This window comes from Paenibacillus harenae (assembly GCF_030812415.1).
Taxonomy (GTDB): domain Bacteria; phylum Bacillota; class Bacilli; order Paenibacillales; family Paenibacillaceae; genus Pristimantibacillus; species Pristimantibacillus harenae_A.
The window spans coordinates 38971-54655 of the sequence record NZ_JAUSST010000007.1 but is presented as its reverse complement, the minus strand read 5'-3'; the positions used below and the strand labels follow the sequence as shown (position 1 = coordinate 54655).

The 15685-nt window shown below is 46.1% G+C and carries 13 protein-coding genes and 2 pseudogenes; 11 read left to right on the top strand and 4 right to left on the bottom strand.

The annotated features are described in order from the left end of the window. Window positions 1-13: 13 nt before the first annotated feature. Entirely contained in the window at window positions 14-673 is a 660-nt protein-coding gene (locus tag J2T14_RS24105; protein WP_307474951.1) for a hypothetical protein, read from the top strand. Window positions 674-785: 112 nt separating this feature from the next. Then, a complete protein-coding gene (locus J2T14_RS24100; protein ID WP_307474949.1) occupies window positions 786-974 on the top strand; it encodes a hypothetical protein in 189 nt (62 codons plus the stop codon). Here the strand turns inward: J2T14_RS24100 and J2T14_RS24095 are convergent. Continuing rightward, window positions 971-1096 (bottom strand): annotated as a pseudogene (locus J2T14_RS24095) (EcsC family protein); the annotation flags it as partial. The gene J2T14_RS24100 and the pseudogene J2T14_RS24095 sit on opposite strands and share 4 nt — an antisense overlap. A 231-nt stretch (window positions 1097-1327) precedes the next feature. On the opposite strand from J2T14_RS24095, the gene J2T14_RS24090 reads away from it, so the two are divergent. Beyond that, window positions 1328-3886, top strand: a complete 2559-nt coding sequence (locus tag J2T14_RS24090) for a rhamnogalacturonan lyase (protein ID WP_307474947.1) — start codon at window positions 1328-1330, stop codon at window positions 3884-3886. Between the two features lie 239 nt (window positions 3887-4125). Beyond that, window positions 4126-5361, top strand: a complete 1236-nt coding sequence (locus tag J2T14_RS24085) for an MFS transporter (RefSeq protein WP_307474945.1) — start codon at window positions 4126-4128, stop codon at window positions 5359-5361. Window positions 5362-5415: 54 nt separating this feature from the next. Here the strand turns inward: J2T14_RS24085 and J2T14_RS24080 are convergent, their stop codons facing one another. Next, window positions 5416-6294, bottom strand: a complete 879-nt coding sequence (locus J2T14_RS24080; RefSeq protein ID WP_307474942.1) for a sigma-70 family RNA polymerase sigma factor — start codon at window positions 6292-6294, stop codon at window positions 5416-5418. Between the two features lie 287 nt (window positions 6295-6581). Here J2T14_RS24080 and J2T14_RS24075 point away from each other — a divergent pair, with 287 nt between their 5' ends. Further along, window positions 6582-6950 carry a DoxX family protein gene (locus tag J2T14_RS24075; protein WP_307474940.1) on the top strand — a complete coding sequence of 123 codons (369 nt, stop codon included), beginning with the start codon at window positions 6582-6584 and terminating at the stop codon, window positions 6948-6950. A gap of 180 nt (window positions 6951-7130) precedes the next feature. Here the strand turns inward: J2T14_RS24075 and J2T14_RS24070 are convergent, their stop codons facing one another. Further along, window positions 7131-8054 carry an AraC family transcriptional regulator gene (locus tag J2T14_RS24070; RefSeq protein WP_307474938.1) on the bottom strand — a complete coding sequence of 308 codons (924 nt, stop codon included), beginning with the start codon at window positions 8052-8054 and terminating at the stop codon, window positions 7131-7133. A 178-nt stretch (window positions 8055-8232) separates the two neighbouring features. On the opposite strand from J2T14_RS24070, the gene J2T14_RS24065 reads away from it, so the two are divergent. The 6 genes and pseudogenes from J2T14_RS24065 (at window position 8233) to J2T14_RS24040 (ending at window position 14045) form a co-directional block, all read left to right on the top strand. Continuing rightward, window positions 8233-8970 (top strand): SDR family oxidoreductase, encoded by a 738-nt coding sequence (locus tag J2T14_RS24065; protein ID WP_307474936.1) that lies wholly within the window; start codon window positions 8233-8235, stop codon window positions 8968-8970. A gap of 215 nt (window positions 8971-9185) precedes the next feature. Beyond that, entirely contained in the window at window positions 9186-9512 is a 327-nt protein-coding gene (locus J2T14_RS24060) for a DUF3892 domain-containing protein (RefSeq protein WP_307474934.1), read from the top strand. Window positions 9513-10282: 770 nt separating this feature from the next. After that, window positions 10283-10795 (top strand): annotated as a pseudogene (locus J2T14_RS24055) (GNAT family N-acetyltransferase). A 269-nt stretch (window positions 10796-11064) separates the two neighbouring features. Then, on the top strand, window positions 11065-11406 hold the full coding sequence (locus J2T14_RS24050; protein WP_307474932.1) for a hypothetical protein: 342 nt from the start codon (window positions 11065-11067) through the stop codon (window positions 11404-11406). A 385-nt stretch (window positions 11407-11791) separates the two neighbouring features. Next, the gene (locus J2T14_RS24045) at window positions 11792-12706 is read left to right on the top strand and encodes an amidase domain-containing protein (RefSeq protein WP_307474930.1); all 915 of its coding nucleotides are present in this window, start codon (window positions 11792-11794) and stop codon (window positions 12704-12706) included. 418 nt (window positions 12707-13124) lie between these two features. After that, window positions 13125-14045, top strand: coding sequence for an aminoglycoside phosphotransferase family protein (locus J2T14_RS24040; RefSeq protein ID WP_307474928.1), 921 nt, complete (start codon window positions 13125-13127; stop codon window positions 14043-14045). A 174-nt stretch (window positions 14046-14219) separates the two neighbouring features. On the opposite strand, the gene J2T14_RS24035 is transcribed toward J2T14_RS24040, so the two are convergent. Beyond that, window positions 14220-15626: a serine hydrolase domain-containing protein gene (locus J2T14_RS24035; protein WP_307474926.1), complete on the bottom strand. Its 1407-nt coding sequence runs from the start codon at window positions 15624-15626 to the stop codon at window positions 14220-14222. Window positions 15627-15685 lie beyond the last annotated feature (59 nt).

The window sequence follows — 15685 nt, the reverse complement described above, 5'->3', positions numbered from 1 at the left end:
GGACGGTGAAGGGATGCTTTACATTCGCTATGTTTTACTTTTTGTTATAAGTCTTGGAATAGGTTTATTAACGGGTTTCTACGGTATTGAATTAACAATTGCTCATTTTATACTGATTGTATTCGGGCTCTTGGTATTTATATTTTCAGATCGTATTTTTTCATTCTTCGTTCTTTTTTTCTCTCGTGATATGGACCGCGTTGAAAAAATTCTTTATAAACAAAAACATCCCTACTACGCAGCCCTACTCTATATAACAAAAGGTGATTATGATGAAGCCAATAAAAAAGTAGAACTTCTAAAAAAATGGGGCAGACAAAAAGAGATGCGGGCTTCTTTAAAAGCTGGACTAAATATAGAAATGTGTGATTTATCTGCAGCGAAGAAGGAAGCCGAAATAATCAAAAATCCCGAGATTCGCTCTTATAATTACGCCTTGATCGCGCTGACGGAAAATGAGTGGGAGTCTTTTAGAATGTACAAAAGCAAACTGAAAAATAAGGTTTTTCTGTATGTGCTTGAAGCCGAAGAGGAATTCAAAAAAGGGAATACGGAAAAAGCGGAACAATCGGGTACTCTGGCAATCGAAGCTTCAAGGGGACTTCAGAAATATTTATTGTACACGTCTTTGGCAAGGCAGCGAACCAAACCTAACCGAGAGTCATTTTTTTAAACACTTCAACCTATAATTACCTGAAAATTAACGCAAACGGGAATTTGGATTTATGTTTTCTTAACAATTGCGTGTTACGCTATCCTTACAAGAAAAAAAGGAGAGGATGCGAATGTTAACTACGCTGTTGTTGGTTTTCATATTTATCATGATCGGCTGGGGCGTAATATCTTCGATGACGGCTCCGAAGACCGACCATAAACTCCGCAGACGCGGGAGGGACGGCGGCTCCCCGGCCGAATATTCAGAATCCGGAAACTCCGATGGCGGCTGCGACGGCGGAGGAGGCGGAGGCGATTAAACCCCAGTTTCATAGACCTCGTTCAATCTTCGTAACCGATAAGCGTTCGTTGCGGATTCGCCTAGCTCCTCGAGAATGGTGTAATTCGCCCAAGCTCCCGCCACCGCTCCAATCCCCGGCACATCTACCACTGTTTTTTAACATAAAATAACGGTTATTTGGGTGTTGAAGTCAGAATATTAAGACTATAATGAATAGGAATTTCCTCATTTAGGATGGGCATATCGGAAAGCGTTCATTTTTTTATCGTTTCATGAAAGCGCAATCAAATGAAAGTAAGGGGGAGTATTGCCTTAAAGACTAGCAAACTTGCAAAATTTTTTATCAAATAATTAATGGATGGTGATAGAGGAATGAAATTTAAGAGAGCGCGACTTGCTAGAAAGATGCTTGCCGGTGCCTTGGCCATTCCCCTTCTGCTTACAAGCATGGGCGGGGCATCAGCTGCGGGGGCGGAAATAAAAACTTCGGCTGGCAAGGCCCAAGGCGTACAACTGGAATATCTTGATCGGGGTTTGGTTGCTGCTTCTACATCGGAAGGTGTTTTTCTTAGCTGGAGGCTTCTTGCCAATGAAGTGACGGGTTTTTCGGAGACGGGTCTGACTGGAGCGAACTTCAACGTTTACCGTAATGGCACCAAGATTGCGACTGTAGACAACAGCACCAATTACTTGGATAAAGAAGGAACCGCTGCCTCCCAATATTATGTAAGTGCTGTCGTCAATGGACAGGAAGCGGACGAAAGCTCTCAGGTTAAGCCTTGGGGGAATTCGTATTATGATTTGCCGCTTAAGAAGCCCGCTGACGGCATCACGCCCGCAGGAGAAGCTTATACCTACTCGGCAAATGACATGAGCGTCGGGGATGTCGACGGCGACGGCCAATATGAATTTTTCGTCAAATGGGATCCCTCCAATTCGAAGGACGTATCCCAAGTCGGGTATACCGGCAGCACCTATATCGACAGTTACAAGCTTGACGGAACGCTGCTATACCGCATTGATTTGGGTGTGAATATTCGATCGGGCGCTCATTATACGCAATTCATGGTGTATGATTTTGACGGCGACGGCAAGGCGGAATCTATGATGAAAACCGCTCCTGGCACCAAAATCACAACGTTCGATAAAGAAGGCAACGTCTCCTCCGAGAAGTACATTTCGATGCCAGAAGAGGATATCGAGGCTGGTTACAGCAATACGGATGACTACCGGATGAGCAGAGATGACTATTACGAGCACATGGTCGAGAAGTTTATGGGCTGGTCTGAGCATGAGGAAGTTAAGAACGGGAATTGGCCGGCAACTCTCGAAGAAAGCTTTGGAATAGATAACAAATACCAATATCCGCTGTCCAGAGTAGATGCGGAGAGCTTAGTCGACTACTTCATGGATGTATACGCCCCGAGCAGGAGCAGCCGCAACAATCTCAGAGCGTTCGAGGGCTTTATTGTAAAAGGGCCTGAGTATCTAACCGTATTTAACGGGGCAACCGGCGATGAGCTGGAAACGGTTCATTATAAACCCGGACGCGAGGACGATGGTCTCATGTGGGGCGACTATGCGATGGGAAGAATCGAGCCTGGCAACCGGGTAGATCGTTTCCTGGCAGGAGTCGCTTACCTTGACGGAGAGAAGCCTTATGCCGTCTTTGCCCGCGGGTATTACACGAGAACTGCTTTAGTATCTTATAGCTGGGATGGCAAACACCTAAAGGAACAATGGTACGTGGACAGCGGATGGACTCCGATGACGAATCCATTTAACGACGGACCTCACGGCAGGGACGGCACGGATCCTGAATTCGGCTCCATTACCACGCAAGGTGCCCATACCTTAAGCGCAGCGGATGTTGACGGCGACGGCAAGCAAGAAATCGTTTACGGATCGGCTACGATCGATCATGACGGCACCTTATTGTACAGCTCGATGGATGTCATGCCTCCTCAAAGCGCAGCTCCCGGAACCATAGCAAGATTAGGTCATGGCGATGCGCTTCATGTAACGGATATCGATCCGGACAGACCAGGACAGGAAATCTTCATGGTGCATGAGGGCGGCGTTTGGGCTCCGTATGGCTACTCCTTACGCGATGCGAAAACGGGAGAAATCATCTATGGCGGCTATACCGGCAAAGATACGGGACGCGGCATGGTAGGCGATGTTGATCCTAATCGCAAGGGTCTTGAAACATGGGCGGTTGGCTTGTGGACGGCGAACGGCGAAAAGATAGGTACGACCGCGCCCGGTACGAACATGAATATTAAGTGGTCGGCGGATATGACGACACAGATCGTGAACGGTGCCATTGAAGCCACTCCAACGATTGAAGATTGGAAGAAAGGAAGACTTCTAACCGCTGAAGGGACTAGAACAAACAACTATACGAAGGGAACTCCAGGTCTAGTTGCGGATATTTTCGGTGACTGGAGAGAAGAAATGCTCGTTCGAACGACGGACAGCTCCGCAATTCGCATATATCTAAGCACAGAGGTAACTGACCGCAAGTTATATACGTTAATGCATGACGCTCAGTACAGAGCAGAAGTAGCAAGGCAGAACACGGCGTACAACCAGCCTGCGTATACAAGCTTCTATTTTGCAGCCGATACCGATTGGGCCAATGTTCCGATACCGGATATCCAGTCTCCGGGTATGCTGGCATCGATAGAAAAGCTCATGGATGCTTATAAAGCATCAGGGGAGCTGACGGGTCCGCTAGTGCCGCAGTTGAACAATACATTAAAACAGGCAAAGCATCATCTGGACAAAGGCTCCGTAAAGGATGCGGTTAAGTTTATGGAGAAGTTTATTTCCCAGCTCGACAATAAATCGAAGCAGGATGATATCTCCCCACGGGCAGAGAAGAATTTGTCCTATCACGCCAATTTATTTATTAAGATGTCGGAATAGTTGATAGCCGGAACAACATGGATTCCAAGAGAATACAAGTATACGAAAAACAGGCGCATGCCTGTTTTTTTTGTTGAATGAAGTAGATTAGGGAAGAACGCGTCTTATTGAATAGAAGAATATAAAAGGATAATGGTTAAATGCAGCGAATAAAATTAAAGGCTCACCGGGACCAAGCGGTTCCGACCGAACCATTAGCAAGGTTAAAGGCTAGTTGACAGAGTGATTGGAGGAAAAAGATGTTTGGCCTATCCAGACTTCCCCAAAATGCGCGCGGTTGCCTTCTGTACGAGCCGCTGTTCTTAATCCCGTACAGCATGTTCAGCACGTATGCCACGATTTATATGTTTGAAATGGGGATGAGCGAGACGGCAATTGGCTGGGTCACCACGCTGACTCTGCTTGTGCAGGTATTCTCATCCTTCATCAGCGGTTATCTGACTGACAGGCTCGGCAGGAAATGGGCGCTGCTTTATTTTGACGTGCTCAGTTGGACGGTCGGCACCCTGCTCTGGGCGGTATCGCAAAATATTTGGTTCTTTATCGTCGCGGCTGTCGTGAACGGTTTTCAACGGGTTCCGCATACCGCGTTCTACTGCCTGCTTGTGGAGGATACCGAACCCAAGGACCGGACCTTCGTTTTCTCCGTTCTTCAGTTCGTTGCCATGCTTGGCGGCTTGTTCGCTCCGCTCGGCGGACTGCTCGTCGCGCATTACGGCCTGATTCCCGGCATGCGGATCATGTATATACTCGCCTGCGTTTGCATGACGATTCAATTCGTCGGGCGACATTTTGCCACCCGCGAGACGGAGATCGGGCTTCGCAAAATAGCGGAAACACGCAGCGTTGGTTTTATGGCCGGGCTGCGCGAGTACAAAGGGGTTATCCTAGGCATGGCGGAGAATAAGCCGCTGCTGATGATTTTCGGCGTCTACATTCTGTTCCAGTTCCAGCTTACGATGAAAGGCACCTACTTGTCGCTCTTTCTCGTGGATGATCTTAAGCTGGACAGCGGTCTTGTGTCTATATTTCCGGCCGTAACTTCTATTATTATGCTCCTCTCGATGTGGCTGTTGCTGCCCCGGCTGGGCGATAACAACCTTCACGCGGTCATGCTATGGGGCTTTTTCATCTCGCTGGTGTCCAATCTGCTGTTGATTCTCCCGCTCCCCGGGATGATGTTCTGGCTGATCGTTAGCACCGTTCTCGCCGCGGCGGGTACGATGATGACGTATCCGTATTTGGAAGCGGCGGTCGCCAACGCCATTGACGACGAAAACCGCGCAAGCGTATTTGCCATGCTGTCCGTACTGATTCTGCTTGTCGTATCACCATCCGGCATTATCGGGGGATGGGCTTACCGCCTCGATCCTTCCCTGCCGTTCCTATTGATTGTTTTATCGTTCGCGGCAAGTATGGCGCTGCTGGTGCTGTATAAGAGGATCGCCAGGAGTGATGAGACGAAGGTTGCCTGATTGAAATTTTTTGCACATCAGCCTCTTTGCTTGTGGCTCGCGAGCGTATATGGTTTAATCCTTCATTTCTGCTAAGTCGAGCTGACGAATCCGCGATTGTTCGGCAATCAACTCGATCTCGGTGATTTTACCCTCTACAATCTTGAGTTCGAGTACGAAAAGCATTTGACCGCGAGGAGCGACGATTACCCCCACAGATCCGTTTATGAGCACCTGCCGTGCACCCTGGGCACGACCTGCGAAGCCCTTGGCCACAGCTTCCGCACCGTGAACGATTGGCCATGCTGCGACCGGAGGAAATGCAGGATCCTGTCGGAGCACAACATCGGGATCTAGTACCGCAAGAAGCTTCCCAAAATCTCCCGAACGCGATGCAGCCAGGAAAGCATCTACAAGCTCTCGCTTTCGCTTGAACTCCTTGGAATCCGCAGTCGCTTTTGCTCCCTGAACGCGACGGCGTGCACGGCTTGCAAGCTGTCTGGCCGCAATTTCATTTCGCTCGATAATCGGTGCGATTTCCGAGAAAGACAAGGCGAAAATATCGTGCAATACGAATGCAATACGTTCGGCGGGGTTCAAGTTCCCAAGGACCATAAGCATTGCAAGACCAACAGAATCAGCCAACAATGTTTCGTGCTCAGGATCGCTACCGTCTTGTTGGTTATTCACTGGCTCCGGCACGCTCGCCAGCGTAAGCTCTTCACGCCTCGATTTGCGAGTGCGGAGCATATCCAGACATACCCTGGAGACAATCGTCGTCAACCATCCCCCCATATTCTCGACATTGCTGCTATCGGTGCGGCTAAGACGTATCCATGACTCTTGTACCGCATCATCTGCCTCGCTTAAAGATCCGAGCATCCGGTAAGCCACCGTTTGCAGGTGATTCCGCTGTGTCTCAAACTGTTCTATAAGCCAATCAGGATCATTCATTTATCATATTCCTTTCTTTGGTTCCTTTTTACTATTATGTCGTATGAAGCTTAACAAACGTGACAACGAGATGTACCGGAACTGCATGTTGCGCATAAAGAAATAATTTTCACTGTATTGGTCACGTTTCTTTGCTGACTTACGACATAGTTAGTGACAAGGGAAACCGGAAAAAACAAACTAGCGAAGGTGTCCCGGAAAAATATTAAAACGATAGAGATGAATGTTGTGAGCACGAATTTGAAACGGATAAAGGTATTTACTAAAATTAACGGAGGAGATTCTAAATGATAATTCTTTCGATCGTTCTTCAAAGTTTACTGGTCTTATACTACGCCTTTTCAGGTGGCGCAAAAATCGCAGGGGCCAACTACTGGGTCGATATATTCAAAAATCTTGAATTACCCCAGTGGTTTCGTGTCGTCACAGGAAGCGTCCAATTAGTCGGAGCTGCGGCACTCATCATCGGCTACCGGTATGAAGGAATGGTCGCTTGGGCTGGCATTTGGCTCGGGATCACTATGTTATTGGCATGCGTCGCGCACTTTAGGGTCAAAGACCCAATTAGCAAAACGACTCCAGCCATCTTTTTCACAGCGTTAATCATCGTTCTAACCATCATCAATGCGGATGGTCTGAGACTCCCCCTATCTTAAGGCAAGTCTTTACGGATGTAACGCCTTCTGAGCTGGATGCGGCAAATCCGAGGTTAACTGCCGGCGGTATTCGCTCTGTAAAAAATCTCTACCTTCTTGCCGCAACTCCATTCGGACTATCGATGAGAACAGGACCCCGACATTCAATCGTCAGGGTCCTGTTCTTGTCTATGTCAAACGTTAACGCACGTTGGAACTCGAGATCGAACCGCGAAGCGCCTGAACATCCAGCATCGGTGGTCGTCCGTACACGCGGGCATATTCCCGGCTAAACTGGGACGGGCTCTCGTAGCCTACGCGGAAGGCCGCATCGGAGGCTTGCGCGTTTTCCGTCAACATTAGGCGCCGGGCTTCTTGCAAACGCACCGTTTTCTGGTATTGCAAGGGGCTCATCGCCGTGACGTTCTTGAAATGTTTATGAAACGCCGACGTACTCATGTTTACGGATTTTGCGAGCTGCTCGATCACGAGAGGGCGTTCGAATTGCCTGTTAATCAACCGTATCGCTTGAGCGATGGTGTGCGCTTGGCTGCCAATGATCGCGAACTGATGGATGAGCGCACCTTGTTCGCCCTGAAGCACCCGATACAGAATTTCGCGGATCACGAGCGGCGCGAGAACCGGAACGTCCTCGGGCTCGTCTAGTAACTGCATGAGTCGCACGATGGCTTCGATTAATGCAGGAGACGTCTGATTTACGGCTATGCCGCGTGAGGCTTCTGCGGGAACAAAAAGGGGACGATTCGTCTCCTTGATGATATCCAGGATGACGTCGGTATCGAAGCTCAGTTTCAAGCTTAAATACGGGATCTCGGGCGAAGCCTCGATGATTCTGCCGATGATCGGCAATTCAACGGATGTGACAAGGTAAGTCGAGGGATCGTATCTATAGGTCTCGTCGGCTAGCGTGGCCGTCTTCGCTCCTTGCGCCACGACGCAAATCGATGGCTTATATACCGATTCCAACGGTTCCGACAACTCTGTGGCATGCATCAGCGTCAAAGAAGGCAAGGACGTCCGATGCGTGCCGTTCGAGGGAGCATGACGACTTATCAAGAGCGCTAGCTGTTGCAAGGCTTGCTCCTCGCGCAGTGAATCGTCCATATTGGGAGTTCCTTTCCAGAAAGGGTTGTAGTTACTATTTATAATAGCGGACCCGAAGAGAATTAGGCAAGAATTGAATAGGTATGATCTAACGGGTTTAAACAAAAATTGAATAAGATATATTTACAAGGTCGAGCACGGTGAAAAACCGTAAAACAAGATAAAGGAGAGAACGGAAATGAGTTTAAATGGAAAAGTAGCAATCGTCACAGGGGCGTCGCGGGGCATAGGCCGGCAAATAGCCATCCAATTGGGGCAATCCGGCGCGAAGGTGATCGTCAATTATTCGTCCAGTCAGGGAGACGCGAGTGAAGTCGTAAAGACGATTCAGCAATCCGGAGGCGAAGCAACTGCAATCCGTGCCGATGTAAGTAAAGTGAGCGAAGTTGAAGCGTTGTTCTCGGAGACGATCGAGCGATTTGGACGCTTGGACATTTTGGTCAATAATGCGGGCATCATGGAATGTACGGCTATCGCGGACGTAACGGAGGAGATGTTCGATCGTCAATTCGCGATTAATGTGAAAGGGACTTATTTCGCTTGCCAACAAGCAATGAAGCGCATGTCAACTGGTGGAACGATCATCAATTTCTCGACCTCGGTGTCTGGCGCGATGCTCCCGGCGTACAGCGTCTACGCCGCAACGAAAGGCGCGGTCGAGCAGCTGACCCGTCAATTGGCAAAGGAATTCGGTCCCAAGGACATCGTCATCAATTGCATTGCACCCGGACAAGTGTCGACCGAATTGTTCTTGAATGGCAAATCACAAGAGTTGATTGATTCGTACAGCCGAATGAACGCGTTTGGACGGCTTGGCGAGCCGGAGGACATCGCGAATGCGATCGAGTTGCTGGTCAGCGACAAAGCCCGCTGGATAACGGGACAGACGATTCGCGTAAACGGAGGGTTCAATTGAGTATTAGACTCACGCGAAGGCGCTGCCATGGAGATGTCTTTTTACAGAGAGCCTCGGTTGTTGAAAAGGGGAATGCACAATGGGAGTAAGCCACCATGCAGCTTGCTCCATTTCTGCAATTGAAGTAACGGGAAGGATACTGCGGTGTTTGTTCTACCAGAACGTGTATGCGCATCCAGCTAACAGGGGATCATACACCGTGGAGGTGTGCAAATATGCCAAACATCAATTCCAATAACAATTCAAACTTTGAGGAAATTTACAACCAATACCGCCAAGAGGGTCAGCAAGGAGCTGCCCAAGAAATTAAAGCGGAACCCGGTAAAGAACAAATTGTAGCCGTTCGAAAGAATGAGGACGGGGACATCATTGCTTTTAAGACGGCATCCGGTAGAGAACTCGATTATGTAACTGCTTTAGACGATGCGAAAAGTGGAAAATTGGCGCATGTTGATGTGTTCCACAAATATGGACGCGATATCATTCGCAGTGAACCGGACGGGTTTGACGGGAACAATTTAGATAACCTTCCCACTTTTTGATTTTAATTTATTGGAAAATAAGAAATCCCGCCGAGTAACCGGCGGGATACGTTTTTAGAATATATCCTCAGGTGAATTTCTCTAGCAACGATGCGAGTTTAGTCAACGTTGATGCAGACGGGCTTGAATTGCTTTTTCACTTTTTTCGATACTGTGAGGGAGACATCCCGGTCTGCTGACGGAACATTTTGCTGATGCTGGAAAGGCGTTTTCCCGTAGAGGCGGGCATAATTTCTCAATAAGTGGTTGGGAGAGAGGCAAGCGCATCGTGCAATTTCGTTCAGTGTGATAGGCCTATCGTATAAGGATCTTATATAGTCATGAGCGATTGAAATCCTTTTATACAATTCTTCTTTAGTCGACCTGCGTATAGCGTGGAGATTTTCGATTTCTTTCCAAGAATGGATCTGTTCCAGTAGAAGGGTCTGCATTAGCGTAAGGTATTTTTCTTCCAGCCAGACCAGGTCGTGCTTTAGGACTGGTAACTCTGCTGTTTTAAACGATTCAAGCTGCGTATTAAGTCCCGGGCTTATCAAATAAGTTTTCTCGAAAAATTCGATAGGGTTATGTTCTCGGTACGGGTCGGTTAATAGCCCGTTCGTCGATGTATCCAGCGTACGAAGCACTTCACCGGCCAAATCATTCCTGAAGAAAACGCAAAAGGACTCCACATCCTCCTCTTGATCAATGACCAAGTCGTAGAAACCGGGATTCAGTAACAAATATCGATTTTCATCGATTTCCCAGATGAGTTTTTTACAGAACGACTTATGATTAGAACGCCAAAGCCAGGGGATGGCAAGATTGTAAGTGAGGCTGTCAACGCTTCACTTGAAGAGCTAAAGCCTTGGATGAAGTGGGCATAGGCACAGCATACTGAATATGATTTAGAAATTGGGATAAGAGAAGCACATGTTAAGTTTTTACTCCGAGAAAACCTAAGGCTTCTTGAATGTTTGAAGGGTTCTGGGTAGTTCATAGCTTCTTCGAGCTTACACAATATTGACTGGGATGTATGGAAGTTTGAAATAGGTTACTGGATTGACACGCGGTATAGTGGAAAAGGCTATATGATTGAAGCAGTTCAAGGTATCTGTGATTTTGCATTTAATCAATTGGATGCTCGAAGATTGGAGATACGCTGTGATACAAAAAACAGCAAAAGCAAGGCGATACCTGAACGATTGAAGTTTAACCTCGAGGGTATAATTAAAAATGAAGATCTCTCAGTTGATGGAAGTGAGCTAAGGGATACATTCATATTTGCAAAGATAAAATGTTAAATGGGGTTCAGCCAACATTTTAACGAAAATATATGCTAAGGATGTTTTCAGCTTCGCATTGTGGTATTTCATAGCCATCTATTGACGTTAGCGGACACTATGACCTTACGCATATATGTTCTTTAATTAATTTTTAGTAATATGATGTTGAAGACGTAGCCCAAGTGAAGACGCAGGAGCGTTCTTACCCTATTGCGTTGAACTATTGGGAAGAAAGGTTTAATCCTTAATTTTATGCGTAGTTTGAGAAAAACCTGCGGAGGTGGATTGTGAGATACAAACTTATATTTTTGATTGTAAATGTCGTTTGCTTATTTTACTTATCGTCCTGTTCAAATGCCAATAATTCTTTTCAATCATCCGAAATCGCCGAGGACTTCCCAATCCCAAGAGAAGCGAAATTAATTAGTTTCGACAAGACATCAGAACAGTACACACTTACGAATGTAACTGAAGAGGACGGCTTACCTGAAAGTTATCGAACTGAGATTGAGATACGAAATTGGAAAGAAGTAGACCGATTGGGCGCAAAATATGTCTTCGAAAAAAATGGACATAAAATCAGTTTATTTATTTTCACAGGAAAAATTGAGTTAAGCAAACTTCAATAATATTAAGAAAAGTTTATTTAAATAAGCCGGAATTCCTTAGTGTAAGGAATTTCCGGCTTATTTTATGTACTAGGGGAGTTCAACTTTATACCGTTTTGCTTCTTTGCTTCCTGACTGGTTGTGAAAGTACAGGAATGGGTGGAAGCAAGGTTTCAACAGTTGCCTTAATTCATTCTGAATTTCCACAGTTGGTCTGCAACATAAATGGCATCTATAACGTCGAATAACTAAACGGACAATCATTTTGTATAATTCATGGAAAATTAGGAAGATAGAATCATATGCATTTCGAAACAGTAATGATATCATTAACCAAGTTTCACTAATAAATCCCTATTAAGGTTTTTTTAGGTGTTTTGTGAAACATAATAAAGGAGTGATATAATTGAAGAGGTTTTTCACTAGTTTTACGCTTTCATTAGTTTTAGTGGCAACTTTAGTTACCCCGATTTTTGCAACTCCATCAGTTAAAAACCCAGAAAAGATTAACCCAGAAAAGATTATTATTGAGCATCTAAAACAACAAGGTAAAAATTACAGCGTTGGCAGTGAAGATTACAATATGTACATTCATAATATTCCTTGGAATGTAGATACTTCTCTTTCCAAGCATCCTGAGTATGATGAACTAGTAATATATGCTATTAATTACGGAAAAGAAAATATGAATAAACAGATTATTCAAAAAGATGCTAAAGCTAAACAAGACAAAACAGAGCTTTCTGTTCAAAACGTCGTTGCACCAATGGCATCAACAGCTCTCTCTTACAATCGTCAACAGGTTGTAAATTATGCTTATAATTGGACTACAAACGGGGGCACAAAAAGAAATACTAACTTTGATATCTATCAAAACGACTGCACCAATTTTGGTTCACAAGCTTGGAACGGCGGCGGAAATGTAATGCGTTCTCAGAGCTCAGTACCAGGTGGTATTACACAAACGACCTCTTATTGGTACAGTTTTAAAAGAGGGACCTCATTTGACGTTTCGACATCATGGATAAGAGTTGTAGATTTTTACGGTTACTGGAGTGGGTATAGAGGAGTTATTACTTCATCTTATGCTGATACAGCATTTGACAAATCTATTTTAAGAAACAATGCAGAACCTGGTGATATCGTTCAACTGTCACCTACCGGTGGCGGGGATAAATATCACACTATGGTTGTAACAAAGAAAGATGCAAATGATATTTATTTCACTTACCATAGTGGACCAAATAATTTAGACGTAGTAGACAAGCCATTAGCCCAAATTACAGGTAATAAATTCTTTTTATTGGTATTCGGTTCTTAATATTATATTAACTAACTTCCGGAAAAACATTCTATAATAATTGATAGGTGTTTTTCTTTTTTATAGGGATAGCGACAACATTTTGACGGTTTTTTACGCTAGCATTAGCGGACGACGTGCATTCCTCCCTCCTGACGACCTTAGCGGATGTAGGAAGCCGTTTTCCGACTGCCTTATGACCCTGGTGTTTAGCGGTCATAAGCTTAGAGCTAAGTAAAGTCCGCTTTTCACACGTCATAAAGCCCTTAGCGTATATTTTCGTTTAAATGTTGGCTGGACCTCTAAATTTAACGATTTGGTTTAATTCTAACGGGAAGTATAGTTTAGTTATAAAAGTATTTTCAAAAAAGCGTGTGATATACTGATCGAAGCACGAGACTTGAGGGGGTTGAGAGAAACTATGGAGGACTCTATAGTTATGATAGCAGAACGAATTGCAGGCGATTTTCTTCTGGAACAAGTAAAAACTTCATATCAGATCATAGGTAAAGGCATGACAAATCAGGTTTGCGTAGTTGAGACGGAGAGTCGCAAAGTTGTTGTCCGCATGAACGATAAAGATACATTTCCCAGCTTTATCAAAGAAAAATGGTGTATCGAGCAAGCAGCCGCAGTTGGCGTTCCTGGACCTGAGGTGTTGTCCATTGGTATAGTTGATGAGACCGCATATATGATTCAAGCCTTTATTGAGGGAGACAACGGGGTAGACAGTACGGTTCCGGGGTCCGATGTTTGGAGGAAACTGGGCGAATATGCCAAGCTTATTCATTCGATTCAAGTGAAGGGATATGGAGGAGATCTGATTGATCCAATCCATGGCGATTTTCAGTCACCTTCTCATGCCGGATCAGACGGCAGTTGGCAAGGGTATGTGCAGTATAATATCAATAGTTTGACTGAGGATGATCGCTTGATTGAGCTTGGAGTAATCACTCAGATGGAATCGCAGAGAGTAAGAAAACTGTTTGAAAATTTGAAGAGTGAACCGTTCCGCTTCGGTTTAAACCATGGAGATATCTCTTTAAAGAATACGATTGTCAATCAGGCAAACCAAGTTATATTGCTGGATTGGAATGCAGAAGTAAGCGTGGTACCGCATGCAACTGTTGCTCAATTGATGCATTACCAAATACTGGGACTAGAAGAAAGCGCAAGTGTAGAGGAATTCAAAGCGTTTATGGACGGGTACGGAATAAGTGAAAAAGACCTTTCCGAAACTAGGCATTTGCTGCTATTAAGGGCTTTCGATAGCCTCAGGTGGGCTATTGATCGGAGTCCTGATCTGATTGAACCCTATGCTGCGTTTGCAAAACAAGTCGTTGACATGATTATGGATTAGCAGAAAATGATTCCCAATACGATCAAGCTTGTCAGTAACCAGCGAATACTGGGAATTAGTTTTAGTTGCGAGAGAGTATTGCTGGGGTAGTACCAGCAAAGCTGACACTACCCATCATGCCAAACGGAACGACAGGTTATCCAATAGGGGTGGAGGAATGGGAAATTTATGTCTTCAGTTAACCTCAGCAGATTGACCGCTTAACGTGATCTTAGGTGCGGCGCGCATGCCGATGTAGCAATATACTGAACCGTCCGTCAGTGTGGAGAAAACCACGGGTATCCTGTCCTGACCATCGATCCCCCCGGCAAATACTGTCTCCGACACGGGTATAAGCTCCATTTCAAGCGGTGGAGAGGGGTCTTTTCTGCCGTCGGAGATTTCGTATACCAAATGTAATATTCCGTTGTGTTCTGTGATGGTAATGACGACTCCTTCACGCTTATAGATGCCAACGAACGGTGTGATATCAACCATTGGTGGCTGCGGCGCTGGTTCAAAGGTGGCGTCCGGAATTCTCATGCCGGCTATTTCCTCGAACAATTCCCGAAAAAGAATCGATTGAAGCAAATCGGTGCTCCCGCCGTTGGTCAACAAGGCAATGGCCGCGCCGCTCCCGGGAACTATACGCAAATACCCGTTCTGTCCGATCGTGGCACCGTCGTGCCCAAACACAGGAACTCCGTTCCAGTCATAAATCATCCAACCAAGTCCCCATCCTATGTTGCCAGATGTCCACTTATCAGGCGTTTCGGCCGCTAGACGTTGCATGGCGGCTACCGACTTAGAAGTCAACAAGCGGGTATTGTCCGGCGCAAGGCCTCCGTTAAGATGCATCTTGGCAAACCGAATGAGGTCAGCAGCCGTTGCGCACAAAGCTCCGCCGCTGGGGCCGGACGAGCGCGGCAGTAGGTTCCAGAAAGGAGCAGGTTCCGGAATTTGACCTACCCCGCCGGCCAAATGCCCCATCGCAGCCCGAAACCGCAACACTTCCTCAGGCAGCGTTACCGTCCCAACGAGTTCAAGCGGAACGAGAATTCGGTCTCTTAAGGCATCGTCCCACGTCTGGTTAGTCACGACCTCGACGATGCGGCCCAACACGTTATATCCCACACTGCTGTAAGAAACGACCGTTCCGGGGGAGCTTTCCAACCTTAGCCCATTGCAAGCCTCGATGTAACGAGCCAAGCAGTCATCGCCGCGACCGGTGTCGATTGTAAAATCGCTAGTCAGACCACTACTGTGGAAAAGTAATTGACGAATTGTTATCGCATCGGTTCCTGGGACGGTTAGCTCTGGTAGAACATCTTTAACAGATGCGTCCAAATCCAGTTCGCCCGAATCTACAAGCTGCATCACCAGTACAGCCGTATACACTTTAGAAATCGAACCGATCTGGAACAACGAATCGGTTGTCGCTTCTACACCTGTCCCTTGATGCAGCAGTCCACAGGCCAGCGCTTTAATTTCTCCATCAACGAGCACAGCCAGAGATGCTCCCGGCACGTTATAGATTTTGCGCAGCTCATCCAGTCTTTTTTTCCAGTAATCTAGGTCAAAGGTTTCCGTTGTAATTTTCATAATAGACTCCTCCATTATTTTTAATACCGACCGAAGGTATGAATAACTCCAAAAATTTT

What these genes read in the sequence shown, in the direction of transcription:
- J2T14_RS24105 (WP_307474951.1), top strand. Translation starts at nt 14, where the DNA reads ATGCTTTACATTCGCTATGTTTTACTTTTTGTTATAAGTCTTGGAATA.
- J2T14_RS24100 (WP_307474949.1), top strand. Translation starts at nt 786, where the DNA reads ATGTTAACTACGCTGTTGTTGGTTTTCATATTTATCATGATCGGCTGG.
- J2T14_RS24090 (WP_307474947.1), top strand. Translation starts at nt 1,328, where the DNA reads ATGAAATTTAAGAGAGCGCGACTTGCTAGAAAGATGCTTGCCGGTGCC.
- J2T14_RS24085 (WP_307474945.1), top strand. Translation starts at nt 4,126, where the DNA reads ATGTTTGGCCTATCCAGACTTCCCCAAAATGCGCGCGGTTGCCTTCTG.
- J2T14_RS24080 (WP_307474942.1), bottom strand. Translation starts at nt 6,294, where the DNA reads ATGAATGATCCTGATTGGCTTATAGAACAGTTTGAGACACAGCGGAAT.
- J2T14_RS24075 (WP_307474940.1), top strand. Translation starts at nt 6,582, where the DNA reads ATGATAATTCTTTCGATCGTTCTTCAAAGTTTACTGGTCTTATACTAC.
- J2T14_RS24070 (WP_307474938.1), bottom strand. Translation starts at nt 8,054, where the DNA reads ATGGACGATTCACTGCGCGAGGAGCAAGCCTTGCAACAGCTAGCGCTC.
- J2T14_RS24065 (WP_307474936.1), top strand. Translation starts at nt 8,233, where the DNA reads ATGAGTTTAAATGGAAAAGTAGCAATCGTCACAGGGGCGTCGCGGGGC.
- J2T14_RS24060 (WP_307474934.1), top strand. Translation starts at nt 9,186, where the DNA reads ATGCCAAACATCAATTCCAATAACAATTCAAACTTTGAGGAAATTTAC.
- J2T14_RS24040 (WP_307474928.1), top strand. Translation starts at nt 13,125, where the DNA reads ATGATAGCAGAACGAATTGCAGGCGATTTTCTTCTGGAACAAGTAAAA.
- J2T14_RS24035 (WP_307474926.1), bottom strand. Translation starts at nt 15,626, where the DNA reads ATGAAAATTACAACGGAAACCTTTGACCTAGATTACTGGAAAAAAAGA.